The organism is Nonomuraea jabiensis (assembly GCF_014204795.1).
Classification (GTDB): Bacteria; Actinomycetota; Actinomycetes; order Streptosporangiales; family Streptosporangiaceae; genus Nonomuraea; species Nonomuraea jabiensis.
In genome coordinates this window covers 9,112,414-9,124,375 of sequence record NZ_JACHMB010000001.1, presented here as the reverse complement: position 1 = coordinate 9,124,375, position 11,962 = coordinate 9,112,414, and the positions used below count along the sequence as shown (strand labels likewise).

Genomic DNA, 11,962 nt, shown 5'->3' with positions numbered 1-11,962 from the left:
TTAATAGGCCGCTGCCCCGCTACGAGCGGGGCAGCGGCACGGGCATGCTCTCACGAGCGGCGCGCCGGATGGGCGCGAAGACGACCTCCCGGCACGGTACAGGCCCGGCCGCGACCTCGCTAGACCGCCTGCCACCTCTGGTTGTCTCCTCCCTGGCAGTCGCGGATGCCGACCGCGGTGCCGTCGGTCTTGCCCTGCTCCAGGGCGTCCAGGCACTTCTGGCCGTCGTAGACGGTGATCTGCCCGGAGGGCGTTCTGGTCCACAGCTGGGCGCTCGTGCCGTTACAGCTGTAGACCCAGATCTGCCCGACGTTGTTGCGGCTGCCCTCGGGGACGTCGAGGCAGAGTCGGGTGCCGACGTTGCGCAGGGCGCACGCAGCGCCCGGGGAATGCGACCGCTGGGCTTGCGGACAACTGTCGCCATCCGGTCGGCGAAACTTTGGCACTCGGGCGAGCCGGCCACAACATGAGCGGCCAGGTATGCCTTACGCAGCCCTTCGCGTGCGCGGAAGGCCAGCACGCTCACATTCCCGGGAGTGATGCCGAGGATCCGTGCGACCCGCTCGGGCTCCTCCTCCTCGATCAGGGTGTGCCACAGTACGGTCTGCCAGCGCGGCGGCAGCGAGCGGTAGGCCCGGACAATGAGGTCGTCGGAAACCTCGGGCTCCGTCACCAGCAGATCGGCGAACTCCTCAGCCCTGAACTCGCCCGTCAGGACCAGACGCTGGTCGGTCCGCGCCCACTCGGCCGCCGTGTTACGCACCACGGCATACAGATAGGGACGCCACCCGCCGGACGGACCGCCCGCACCTGTGCGGACGGTCCGTAAGGTTCGGGTGAACGCCTCGCTGGCCAGATCCTCGGCGGCCTGCGGATCCGGGGACAGACGGCGGGCGAAGGCGAGGACGGCCGCGTGGTGCCGCTCGTACAGCTCCGCGACGGCATTGCTGTCACCGGCCCTGACCTGGTGGGTCAGTTCCGCGTCCTCGCGCATACGACCTTCCAGCATCTGTTCAAGAATTTGTGCATCCCTCCCAGACGCGCCGCCCCGGGCGTTCACCGCGATGGCCTTCACGGGGTCGCGGCCGCAACTCTTCGGCACACGAGTGATGACCCATGACAGCCAGCCGCCTACGCACCTCGCTGGTCGCGGCTACTTGGCGGCGAAGACCTGCGTCCAGTGCTTCGTCCCGCCGGAGTTCTCGGCCATGCCGACACCGATCAGGGTGTAGGCGCAGTTCATGATGTTGTTGCGGTGACCGGGGCTGTTCATCCAGCTCTGGACCACCGAGGCCGGGTTCGGCTGGCCCTTGGCCATGTCGTCGGAGTGGCCGAAAGCGGCGGCGCGCAGTTGCGGATCGGGTGTGAGCGGCTTGCAGCCGCCCTTGGTCCGCTCGGCGTTGGTCAGGCGGACGACCTCGTTCTCCTCTGCCGTGCCGACGGTTCCTGATGATGGCGGGGACCCCTTGGTGGGCCTCGGGTCCGGCACCTTCGGGTCCTTGGGCAGGATGCTGCCGGACCAGACGGCCGGGTAACCGAACGCGAAGATCTTCTGGCCTGGCTTGATGTTGTAGGCGATGCCCTGACCTCCGACGGCGTCACCCAGACGACCGGCGTCCTCCAGGACGGCGTAGCGCCACTCGCCGTTGTAGGTCCACTTCGGACCCAGATAGGCGTCGTACTCTGCCTTGCTGCCCTTGCCGACCAGCTTGACCTTGAGACCGTTGTAAACCGAGACGAAGGCGTAGTCGCGGTCGAAGTCCTCGTAGACGTCGAAGTCGTAATGGGTGAAGGCCTGCTTGGCAGCGTAGATGCCCCACAGCGCCCTGCCCTGGTAATAGCCCGGGACGAAGACCCAGCGGTCGAGGACATGGCCGTCGTCGTCGGTGTCGTAGGCGCAGTGGCCCGCAGTAGCGACCCAGGTTGCGGTACTTGGACTGCACAGAGGTGGCCGAGCACCAGTACGGCTTGCCGTCACGGACGAAGAACACCTTCCCCACGGTCTTGGGCAGGTTGATGTTCCTCGACGTGGTAGCCGTCTTCTTCGTCTCGCCTATCGCGGGGATGACACCCGGCTTGCCATCGGATGCGGGAGAGGCCAGGACGCCACCGGCAGCGAGGATGCGATTCAAAGGGGAACTCCTTGGTCTGTCGTGGAACGCCTCTTGTGTCCCATACGTCAGGAAAGGGATCGCGGGGAACCATGCGTGCGTGGCGCGGGACGCCTCGTCGCGTCCCCCGGGGTCGAAGGAGCGCCGCATGAGGCCGGCGTGGATGGCGCACCCGCTGCCGTTCTCAACACCATGGGCAACAGAAGATTCCCATCCGATCCAGCTCATCAGCACTCCCATCTCCCACCAGAACGGAGTCCGCTCACAGGTCTGGATTACGGCCTGTCGGCCTGCCTCCGCACGCCAGGACCGGATTACTTCATGTCGCGTTGAAGTAATCGCTCCAGTGGCCTATATTTCTTCATTGGCAAACGAAGTTTTCTGGGAGGAGGAAACCCAGCATGAGCATCGACGGCACGTGGGCGTTCACCGCGGAGTCTCCAAGGGGCGAGCAGAGCTTCGCCGCGACGTTCACCTCGGACGGCGAACGGCTGGCAGGGACGATGACCGGCGCGCAGGGGATCTGGGAGATCGACGAGGGCTCGGTGCACGGCAATGAGGTGGGTTGGCTGGTACGCAGGGCGGTCATGGGGATGAACCTGCGCTTCACCGGCGTCGTAGACGGTGATCAGTGGACCGGCAAGGTCAAGGTCGGCGTGCTCGGAAGCTTCCCAGCCAGCGCGGTACGGACCACACTGGAGCAGCCACCGCCGGCGCGGTCCGAGCCCAGCTTGATCAGCGCGGAGGGGCGGGCCGACCCGTACCCCATATACGCCCGCATACGCCAGGACGGTCCCGTCCGCCCCGTCCAGGGCCCGCTCGGCGGTCAGGTCTGGATGGTCACCGGGTACGAAGAGGCCAGGGCCCTGCTGAACGACCCGCGCATCTCCAAGCACCCCCGGCATGCTCCCCAATGGCTGCGTGATCTGGGCATCGTCACCGCCGACGAGGGACCGACCGGAACGAACATGCTCAACAGCGACCCGCCCGACCACACGAGGTTGCGCCGCCTGGTGAGCAAGGGCTTCACGCCGCGCCGCATCGAGGCTCTGCGGCCCCGGGTGCAGCGCATCACCGACGATCTGCTCGACCGGATGGCGCCCCTGGGACGGGTAGATCTGATCGACGCGTTCGCCTACCCGCTGCCGATCACCGTGATCAGCGAACTGATCGGGGTGCCGGAGGAGGACCGGGACGACTTCAGGTCCTGGACCGCCGCCATGCTGCTGATGCCCCTTGAGGAGGAGCTGCGCGCCAGGCGATCGCAGGGCATCGAGGCCATCAACGGCTACCTCGCCGCCCTGATCGAACGCAAGCGCCGCGACCTGCGGCCCGGCGTACCCAGAGACGAACAGCCCGACCTGGCCAGCGCACTGGTGGCGGCGGCCGACGACGAGGACGGGCTGAACGAGCGCGAGCTGGTCGGCATGCTGAACCTGCTGCTCGTCGCCGGCCACGAGACGACCGTCAACCTGATCGGCAACGGCATGGCGGCGCTGCTGCGCCACCCCGGCCAGCTCGCCCTCCTGCGGGACCAGCCACAGCTGCTTCCCTCGGCGATCGAGGAGATGCTGCGCCACGACGGACCCGTCGAGCAAGGAACGGGCCGCACAGCGGTGGAGAACATCGAGATCGGCGAGGTGACCATCCCGGCGGGCAGCCAGGTGACGGTGGCGCTGGCCGCAGCCGACCGGGATCCCCGGCGCTTCCCCGACCCTGACCGGTTCGACATCCAGCGCGAGGACAATGCCCATGTCGCCTTCGGCCACGGGCTGCATTTCTGCCTCGGCGCGCCGCTCGCCAGGATGGAGGCGCAGATCGCCTTCCGCGGCCTGCTGGACCGCTTCCCCGACCTGGCGCTCGACTGCCCGCCCGAGCAACTGCGCCAGCGGCCGGGGACGACCCCCCTGTTCCGCGGGCTGGCCGAACTGCCGGTGAAGTTCACCCCAGCGGCTCGGTGACCAGCCGCTGGATCACCGGCGCCATCAGCGTGACAAGCGATTCCGTGGACATCGAAGCGAGGGGCTCCACGCGCAGCAGGTGGCGGGCCACGGCCAGGCCGGCCAGCTGGGCGCCGATCAGGCCGGCCCGCAGGTGCGCGTCCGGCAGGTCGAGGTGCTTGGCGAGCGAGCCGGCGAACTCGGCCTCGATGAATCCGCGCAGCTTGGCCGCGGGCTCAGGATCGATGACGGCCAGGCGGGTCAGAACGCCCACCCCGTCCGCGGCGTCGCCTCCCTCGGTGACTTCGAGGAACCGGCGCACCAGCCTTTCCCCGAACCGCTCCACCCCTTCCGACAGCAGCTCACCCACCGGATCGCGCTGTGGGCTGTACCTGTTCAGCACGGCCTCGTAGAGGCCCTGCTTACTGCCGAAAAAGTAGTGGATCATCGCGGGGTCGACCCCGGCGTCGATGGCGATCGCCTTGATGGTGGCCCGCTGGAACCCCTCGGCGCCGAACCGCGCCGCCGCCGCCTCCATGATCCGCTGCCGGTTGGCCGCGCCGGTGCGCCAGCGGCCGCGGCGCCCCTGCTCACCGACGGTGTCGTTCACGCCGTCAGCTTACTTCACCGCCTGTCGAACTTATCCGAGACGGAGGACCCATGGACCGGAGCGTCCGCGTCCTGGTGGTCGGTGGAGGGCTCAGCGGCTTGGCCGCAGCCACCCTCCTCGGCCACCATGGCGTGCCCTGCTTGATCGTCGAACGCCGGACCGAACTGCCACCCACCTCGCGCAACGAACGGCTCGGCGTACGCGCCATGGAGCTGCTGCGCGTCCTCGGCCTGGAGGAACGGGTCCGCGCGGCCGGCTTCCACCCCGACGAGCTCGGCGACATGCTGCAGGCCGACACCCTGGCCGGCGCCGAACTCGGGCGAGTCCCGCAGCCGTGGGTGGCCGTGCCGCCGCAGCTGAGCCCGCTCGAGCCGGTGTGTTGCAACCATGCGTGGCTGCGTGAGCTGCTGCGCGAACGCGCTCGGGAGCTGGGCGCGGAGATCTGGACCGGCTCCGAGCTGATCGACCTGCGGGAGGAGGCCGACGGGCTGGTCGCCGACGTGCGCGGGCCGGAGGGTGAGACGAGCGTACGCGCCTCGTACGTGGTCGGCGCCGACGGCCCGCACAGCCTCGTCCGTGAACGCGCCCAGATCGAGGCCGAAGGTCCGGGCACCATCGCCCAGCTGTACGGAGTGGCCTTCCGCGCGGACCTCAGCGAGGCCATCCGCGGGCGGCACTTCGCCGGAGTGCAGCTCGATGGCGTGGGCGGCACCCTGCTGAAGGAGTCCGAGCGCGACTCGTGGGTGCTCCTGCGCCCACGCCCGGCCGACGACAGCCCCGACGAGGGCGAGGACCTCGTCGAGCTCGTCCGCTCAGCGGCTGGCCTGCCGGACCTGAAAGTCGAGATCGAGGGCACCTTCAGCTTGCCGATCACCCTGCTCACCGCTGAGCGGTTCACGCGTGGCAGGGTCGCGCTGATCGGCGACGCCGCCTGCTCGCTGCCGCCCACACCGGGTATGCACGGCGGCAACGTGCTCCAGGACGCGCAGAACCTCGCCTGGAAGCTGGCTCTAACCCTCAAGGGCACAGCGGGTCCCGGGCTGCTCGACAGCTACGACGCCGAGCGCCGCCCGCTCGCGAGCCTCGCGCTCACCGATGCGCTCACCCGGATCAGCGTGATCCCACCTTCGGAGGATCTACCCGACCGGCTCACCCTGGAATTCGGTGCGGTGTACCGGTCCTCGGCGGTGGTCTCGGAAGGCGAGCAGACCTTCGTGCACCCCTTGGAGTCCGCAGGACTGCCCGGCACCCGCGTGCCCTACCTGGGGCCCGATCTGTTCGGCCGGGACTTCGTCTGCCTGGCAGGGCCCGGCTGGACGAGCACCGGCCTCCCGCTCACCGCACTGGAGCCGTCGTGGGCCGAGGCTCTCGGCGTGAGCGGGACCGGTGCCGTGCTCGTCCGTCCCGACGGGATCATCGCCTGGCGCGCATGGATGGCATCACCGGAACACGACATCGAGACCGTACTCAACCAGATCCTGAACAGAGGAGATCAGCCGTGACCTTGCGCGTCATCATCGCCGGAGCCGGACTCGGCGGGCTCACGCTCGCCCACGGGCTGCGCCGAGCCGGGATGGAGGCGGCCGTCTACGAGCGGGACCCGGCACCGGACAGCCGCGCCCAGGGAGCTCGCTTCCACATCGACGACCGGGGAAAGCATGCCTTGCACGCCTGCCTGCCGCCGGCCCATGCCGAGCTGTTCGAAGCGACCCTGGGACACGACAGCCGAGCGCTCAAGGTGATCGGTGACGTGAACGGCCGCTTGGAGCTGCTGGCCACGAACTCCTTCGACGGCGAGGACGGCAGGCCCGACGCCGTGCGGCCCGGCCACCCGGTGAGCCGTCAGCTACTGAGGCGGATCCTGCTGAACGGCATGGAGGACCACGTGCGCTTCGGCCGGGAGTTCGTCCGGTTCGAGTACCTGGGCCAGGGTGTTCGCGCGTACTTCGCCGATGGCGGCCACGCCGACGGAGATCTGCTGGTCGGAGCCGACGGCATCGGTTCCGCCGTACGCCGCCAGCTCCTTCCGCACGCCGAGGTGATCGATACGGGGGCGCGCTGGCTCGGAGGCAAGACGCCGATCACCGTGGAGATCACCGGCACGGGGATCATCGATCTGATCGGGAGCAGCTTCACCATCACCGAACTGGACGACCTCGGCATGATCCTGGCGGCCATGCAGTTCAAGGAGCCGCCACTGAGCGCCGCCGCGCGGCTGCTGCCAGGGCTGGAGCCGGGCGAGGCCACCGACTTCCTGATGTGGGCTCTGATCCCGCCGAACGACAGGCTCGGGGCGGGATTCCAGACCCTCGGCACCACGCGGCTCTGGGAACGCGCACGCGAGCTGGTCGAGCCGGCTCATCCGACGTTGCGGCTGGTCGTCGAGCAGGCCTGGCCGGAGCAGACGCTCTGCCTGCCGCTCGGCGCCTCGATGCCGGTCGAGCCGTGGCAGCCCAGCGCCGTCACCCTGCTGGGCGACGCCATCCACGCCATGCCGCCCAACCGCGGCTCGGGCGCCAACACCGCCCTGCAGGACGCCGGGCGCCTGTGCCGTTATCTGGTCGATGAGCGCCCGCTGCTCGATGCGGTGGCCACCTACGAGGAGGAAATGCGTAGGGACGGGTTCGAAGCGGTCAACGCCTCGGTGTCCGCCATGGGCGAGTTCCTGCTGCGCGGCTGAACCCGTGGACCTGTTGCGCCGGGTCGGCGCCCACGTTGTCGAGACCGCGCTGCCCGTCATCGGCTTCACCGTCGCGTACGCCATAACGAGGCAGATCGCTCCATCACTGGTGGCCGCGCTGGCGGCAGCCGCCGCGGTGGCTCTCTTCCGAGTACGGCAGGCCCGGAAGCCATGGGCGGCGCTCGCCGGGTTCGGCGTGTCGGCAGGGGCTGCGGCTCTGGTCACCGCTTCGGGCAACGCCGCCGATTTCTTCCTGCCGCTACTGGTGATGCGCGGGGCACTCGCGGTCGCCACGCCCGTCCTGCTCCTGCTCAGGTTGCCGCCGTTCGGGCTCGCTTACGGCGTACTCACCCGTCAGAAGCCGGCCTGGCGACGCTGCCCCATCCAGTTGCGCGCCTTCACCATCGTCAACCTCATCTGGTTCCTGGTGGACGCCACGCTCACCGCCAACCAGATCAGGCTCTACCTCGACGATCAGGCGGTCGTGATGGGAGTCGTCAAGATTCTCATCGAAGCCCCCGCATACCTGTTGTCCGCGGTCGTTCTCTGGAGGCTCTATCACCGCCTGACCGCACGACCCTGCCGCGGGCCGGCCTGTCCCTTCCATGCCCTCTCGGCCACGCTGCCCGCGCGGCGACCCGATCGGCCGGCTCCGAGTCGATGATCTGTTGGTCGATGACCGACGACATGACCCGCCGCTTGACCGGAACTGCCACCCCGACCTGGCGCGATCCCACACCAGGCGGTCACGTCGGGGCGTCACCCGTAGAGCGGATCGAGCGCCTGATGGCCGGCCGGACGGTGGTGATGGTGGCCCACCGGATGCGGACGGTCCAGCGCGCCGACCGCATCGCCTTCCTGGACGGTGGCCGGGTCGTCGAGGAGGGCGATCACGAGGAGCTGGTACGCCGCGGCGGCCGCTACGCCGATTGCCTCCACGTTGGTGCGGTAAGCTCCCGATAGCAGCTAGCCAAATTTGGCTAGTGAAGTTCGGGAGGGTTCGATGAAGCCGGTACGGCTGCTGGTCCTGGGCGCGCTGCGCAGGCGCGGGCGCGCCCACGGCTACCAGGTCCGCGCGGATCTGGAGTCGTGGGGCGCGCACGAGTGGTCGACCGCCACCTCGGGCTCGGTCTATCACGCGCTCAAGAGCATGGCCGGTCAGGGCCTGCTGGTGACGCACGAGACGGTCGCCTCCGAGGCCGGGGGGCCGCCGCGGATCGAGTACGAGCTGACCCAGCAGGGCGAGCGGGAGTACCTCGACCTGCTGGGTCAGGCGCTGGCCGACCGCGAGCCGAGCCTGGACGTGCTGGGCGCCGCTGTCGGCCTCATCGAGGACCTTCCCCGGGAGCGGGCCCTGGAGTTGCTGCGCGAGCGGGCCCGCGCCATGCGCGAGTGGCGCGCGAGCATCACCGCGTACCTTCCCGAGGGCACGGATCTGGCGACCTGGGGCCCGGTGGGCGAGGTGCTGTCCCTGTGGCTGAGCACCGCCGACGCCGGCGCCCAGTGGACCGACCGGATGATCCGCCGCCTGGAAGAGGGCGCGTTCACCATGGCCGGCGAATAGGAGTTCCCCCGATGGCCAACGAGATCGCCATACCGCTGCTCCCCTGCCGCTCCATCGACGAGATGGTCGACTTCTACACGATGCTCGGCTTCCACCGGATCTACTACCAGGTTCGGCCGAACCCGTACGTGTTGCTCAAGCGCGAGGATCTCCAGCTGGGCTTCTTCGGCATGCCGGAGGCGTTCAAGCCCGAAGACTCCTACGGGACCTGCGTGATCGTCGTGCCGGACACCGGAGAGCTGTTCGAGGCGTTCGCCGCGGGCATGCGCGCGGCGAACGGCAAGCTCCTGGTCTCCGGCATCCCCCGGATGACCCGGCCGCGCAGGCGGAAGAACGACGGCAACCACTCCGGCTTCGCTGTCATCGACCCCGGCGGCAACTGGATCCGCTTCATGGCCGCCCGCCCCCTGCCGGAGAAGGAGGAGGCCACGAGCAGGCTCACCGCCTCGCTGAACCGGGCGGTCGTGATGGGCGACTCCCACGGCAAGCACGAGCGGGCGGCCGAGATCCTGGACGGCGCCCTGGAGCGGGACAAGGACACCGCGTCGGCGGCCGAGCTGCTGGAGGCGCTGGTCTACCGGGCCGAGCTCGCCGTCCGCGCCAAGGACCACGCCGCCGCCGGGCACGCCCTGGCCCGGGCGCGCGCCCTCACCCTGACCGAGGCAGAACGCGAGCAGCTCGCCCAGCCCCTGGCGGCCATCGACGACCTCGAGGCCGTGCTAGGTCTCTGACCGGGTACGGCGCTTGCGCGAGGCCGCCGAGCGGGGCGGCTGCGCGCATGTGGTCGCGCACGCGGGTCATGATGTCGCCGAGGTAGCGCACGTCCTCCTTAGGGACTGCCCCGTAGGTCGGGGTCTGTGCTCAGCTCGACTGACCCTGCGGGTGCCGATTATTCATCCGTCCAGGTCAAGCCGCATGCGCGTACTCCCTGAGGACGCCGCCAAGTCGATCGTGTCGGCGGATATCGATGCGGGTGGTCTCGGTCGGGATAGTGCTCGGCTCGGGCAGCGGCCGGAGGGGCGCTGCCTGTCTGAGCGTTCGATGTGGTCGATGTTCGTTATAGAACGTCTCGAACTCTCGCAGCGCGTGGAGTAGATGAGGCTGGTTCCAGATCAGTGTGCGGTCCAGCAGTTCGCGGCGGCAGGTCTGGATCCAGCGCTCCATGATGGAGTTCATGCGCGGAATGCGGATGCCTGTGGTGACGACCTGTACTGCGGCGTCGGTCAGTACGGCGTCGAAGGCCGCGGCGAATTTGGGTGGTGCCCACCTCGTGTAGGTCCATGAGGAGGTTGCGGACGAGTTGGGTGACCCATTGGCCGGTGGGGTGGGCGGTGGCGCCGAGGATGTGGATGTGGCGGGTGGCGTGCTCGATGACGGCCAAGACGTGGAGCCGCGCCCCGGTCAGGGTGCGGACCTCGAAGAAGTCACATGTCAGGAGTGCGCCGGCTTGGTCTCGCAGGAAGTCGGCCCAACCGGTGTGGGAGCGTTGCGGGGACGGAGCGATGCCGTGCTCTTTCAAGATCTCTCACATGGAGGAGGCGGCGATCTTGATACCGAGTGCGGCCAGTTCGCCATGGATACGCCGGTAGCCCCAGGAGGAGTTTTCCCGTGCAAGGCGCAGCACCAGGGTGCGGATGGATCGGACGGTGCGCGGGCGTCCTGGCCGCCGCGTGACGGCGCCTGAGCAGGTCGCGATGCCAGCGCATGAGAGTGTCCGGGCGGACCAGCAGCACCAGCCGCCGCAGCTTGTCCATGGGTAGATGGTGGAGCAGCCCTGAGAGCAGGAATCGGTCCGCCGGAGTGAACATGGGCTTGGCCACCTGCCGCTGTAAGACCATCAGTTGATGCGGGAGGGCCAGGATCTCGATCTCTTTATCGCGATCGGTCATCGGTAGCAGGCGCATGAACGAGAAGGTGCTCGTTACGGCGAGGCAGGCCAGGCGCAGCAGCACGAGAGATCCTCATGCCGTTTCGGTACAGCCCACACCTCCGATTTGACGTGCATGCGCACCCATCGGGCCTACCATCTGCACGGAGGAATTTTCGGCACCCGCAGCGTGGTCGGCGTACAGCACCTTGTCGACCAGTCTGCTGGCGACCCCGAGGTAGTTGCCTGTCATCAGCAGTTGGAACCAGGCGAAGCCTGCGGTCAGCGCGGCACCCAAAGCGGTACAAATAGGACATTCTTTCGCAGGACACAAGGCGTCCAAAACGACTCGACATATTTCCGGCCCTCACGCAGACCCGCCAGCAGCCTCAGCGTGGCCAGACCCCGCATCATCGTAGGGGCCCCTACCCGTGTGGAGACAAAGAGCGGCCCCGCGCCGCGGTCGCGGATGCGGGGCCGCTCGTGATGGCAGCGGTGGATGCGTTCTAGTCGGGCAAGCGGTCCAGGAGCCAGGCGGCGCCCTCTTCGGTCATCACGGTGTGGCCGTTGTTGGCGTAGGCGCACAGGAAGTCGTCGAAGTCGCTTTCGTCCGGGGGATCACCCTCCATCGTCGAAGGCCCTGCCGTGTGGAGCACCGAACGTGCCGTGCTCCCTTCGCGAGGGAGCACGGCACTCCGTACTGGCGCCGGCATTGCCCAGCACTGAATCCGACCCGTCACTTTCTCCATCGTTGCTCGTTGAGAAGCTTCCAGGCCCTCTTGCCTGCGGCGGTCCGGTCTTCTTTGATCTTGCCGATGACTACGTTCAGGTATTGACCGGGGAATACCTTACGGATACCCGCCTTGCGACATGCCGAGATGTAAACGGTCGCTGTCGTGTTGAGGTTGGCGCTGATGTCGCATGTCTTGAGGGGTGGGCTCGCTACAGCGCTCGCGATCGTCGTATCGTGCAGGACGGTCGCCGACGCGGAAGGAGCGGCGAAGCCAACACTAAAGCTGATCAGAAGGGCGGAAACGAATGCGGCAAGTTTTCTGTTCATCGAGTCCCTGATCGAGGATGTGCCGGTTCACGGCATTCGGCAGAGGAATGAGGAGGGGGTACCAGACATGATCTAGCAGAGGCGTGCGCCCTTGACGCCATTGGTCTGAGATTCGTGAATCCAACCGGTC

General features: G+C 68.2%; 13 protein-coding genes and 1 pseudogene. 6 read left to right on the top strand and 8 right to left on the bottom strand.

Annotated elements, in window-relative coordinates; genetic code table 11:
• Positions 1-119: 119 nt before the first annotated feature.
• From HD596_RS41545 to HD596_RS65180, 3 genes and pseudogenes are all read right to left on the bottom strand, one after another.
• Positions 120-446 (bottom strand): RICIN domain-containing protein, encoded by a 327-nt coding sequence (locus HD596_RS41545; RefSeq protein WP_313046308.1) that lies wholly within the window; start codon positions 444-446, stop codon positions 120-122.
• A 47-nt stretch (positions 447-493) separates the two neighbouring features.
• A pseudogene (locus HD596_RS65815) lies at positions 494-994 on the bottom strand (RNA polymerase sigma factor); the annotation flags it as partial.
• A gap of 159 nt (positions 995-1,153) precedes the next feature.
• The gene (locus tag HD596_RS65180; RefSeq protein WP_185074903.1) at positions 1,154-1,978 is read right to left on the bottom strand and encodes a CAP domain-containing protein; all 825 of its coding nucleotides are present in this window, start codon (positions 1,976-1,978) and stop codon (positions 1,154-1,156) included.
• Positions 1,979-2,512: 534 nt separating this feature from the next.
• Between HD596_RS65180 and HD596_RS41535 the strand changes: the two genes are divergently transcribed.
• Positions 2,513-4,072 carry a cytochrome P450 family protein gene (locus HD596_RS41535; protein WP_221519763.1) on the top strand — a complete coding sequence of 520 codons (1,560 nt, stop codon included), beginning with the start codon at positions 2,513-2,515 and terminating at the stop codon, positions 4,070-4,072.
• Here HD596_RS41535 and HD596_RS41530 read toward each other — a convergent pair.
• Complete coding sequence (locus HD596_RS41530) at positions 4,053-4,661, bottom strand: TetR/AcrR family transcriptional regulator (protein ID WP_185074902.1); 609 nt, start codon at positions 4,659-4,661, stop codon at positions 4,053-4,055. The two genes, HD596_RS41535 and HD596_RS41530, sit on opposite strands and share 20 nt — an antisense overlap.
• Before the next feature lie 50 nt (positions 4,662-4,711).
• Between HD596_RS41530 and HD596_RS41525 the strand changes: the two genes are divergently transcribed.
• The 3 genes from HD596_RS41525 to HD596_RS41515 are packed head-to-tail and all read left to right on the top strand — an operon-like array spanning position 4,712 to position 8,005.
• On the top strand, positions 4,712-6,163 hold the full coding sequence (locus HD596_RS41525) for an FAD-dependent monooxygenase (protein ID WP_185074901.1): 1,452 nt from the start codon (positions 4,712-4,714) through the stop codon (positions 6,161-6,163).
• Positions 6,160-7,341, top strand: coding sequence for an FAD-dependent oxidoreductase (locus HD596_RS41520; protein WP_221519762.1), 1,182 nt, complete (start codon positions 6,160-6,162; stop codon positions 7,339-7,341). Before HD596_RS41525 ends, HD596_RS41520 begins: the two co-directional genes overlap by 4 nt.
• 4 nt (positions 7,342-7,345) lie before the next feature.
• The gene (locus tag HD596_RS41515) at positions 7,346-8,005 is read left to right on the top strand and encodes a DUF3159 domain-containing protein (protein ID WP_185074899.1); all 660 of its coding nucleotides are present in this window, start codon (positions 7,346-7,348) and stop codon (positions 8,003-8,005) included.
• Positions 8,006-8,100: 95 nt separating this feature from the next.
• On the opposite strand, the gene HD596_RS65175 is transcribed toward HD596_RS41515, so the two are convergent.
• Positions 8,101-8,280 carry a hypothetical protein gene (locus HD596_RS65175; RefSeq protein WP_185074898.1) on the bottom strand — a complete coding sequence of 60 codons (180 nt, stop codon included), beginning with the start codon at positions 8,278-8,280 and terminating at the stop codon, positions 8,101-8,103.
• 64 nt (positions 8,281-8,344) lie between these two features.
• Here HD596_RS65175 and HD596_RS41505 point away from each other — a divergent pair, with 64 nt between their 5' ends.
• Positions 8,345-8,905, top strand: a complete 561-nt coding sequence (locus tag HD596_RS41505; RefSeq protein ID WP_127934783.1) for a PadR family transcriptional regulator — start codon at positions 8,345-8,347, stop codon at positions 8,903-8,905.
• An 11-nt stretch (positions 8,906-8,916) separates the two neighbouring features.
• Positions 8,917-9,636, top strand: coding sequence for a DUF8817 family protein (locus HD596_RS41500; RefSeq protein WP_185074897.1), 720 nt, complete (start codon positions 8,917-8,919; stop codon positions 9,634-9,636).
• Between the two features lie 175 nt (positions 9,637-9,811).
• Here the strand turns inward: HD596_RS41500 and HD596_RS60715 are convergent, their stop codons facing one another.
• The 3 genes from HD596_RS60715 to HD596_RS41490 all read right to left on the bottom strand — a co-directional run bounded on the left by HD596_RS60715 (position 9,812) and on the right by HD596_RS41490 (position 11,832).
• Complete coding sequence (locus tag HD596_RS60715) at positions 9,812-10,096, bottom strand: integrase core domain-containing protein (protein WP_376776161.1); 285 nt, start codon at positions 10,094-10,096, stop codon at positions 9,812-9,814.
• A 1,182-nt stretch (positions 10,097-11,278) separates the two neighbouring features.
• Entirely contained in the window at positions 11,279-11,401 is a 123-nt protein-coding gene (locus HD596_RS64135) for a hypothetical protein (protein ID WP_281398300.1), read from the bottom strand.
• A 107-nt stretch (positions 11,402-11,508) separates the two neighbouring features.
• Positions 11,509-11,832: a hypothetical protein gene (locus HD596_RS41490; RefSeq protein WP_185074896.1), complete on the bottom strand. Its 324-nt coding sequence runs from the start codon at positions 11,830-11,832 to the stop codon at positions 11,509-11,511.
• Positions 11,833-11,962 lie beyond the last annotated feature (130 nt).

Bases quoted from the DNA above. Each gene is read 5' to 3' on its own strand.
- HD596_RS41535 (WP_221519763.1), top strand. From the start codon at position 2,513: ATGAGCATCGACGGCACGTGGGCGTTCACCGCGGAGTCTCCAAGGGGC.
- HD596_RS41525 (WP_185074901.1), top strand. From the start codon at position 4,712: ATGGACCGGAGCGTCCGCGTCCTGGTGGTCGGTGGAGGGCTCAGCGGC.
- HD596_RS41505 (WP_127934783.1), top strand. From the start codon at position 8,345: ATGAAGCCGGTACGGCTGCTGGTCCTGGGCGCGCTGCGCAGGCGCGGG.
- HD596_RS41500 (WP_185074897.1), top strand. From the start codon at position 8,917: ATGGCCAACGAGATCGCCATACCGCTGCTCCCCTGCCGCTCCATCGAC.
- HD596_RS64135 (WP_281398300.1), bottom strand. From the start codon at position 11,401: ATGGAGGGTGATCCCCCGGACGAAAGCGACTTCGACGACTTCCTGTGC.
- HD596_RS41490 (WP_185074896.1), bottom strand. From the start codon at position 11,832: ATGAACAGAAAACTTGCCGCATTCGTTTCCGCCCTTCTGATCAGCTTT.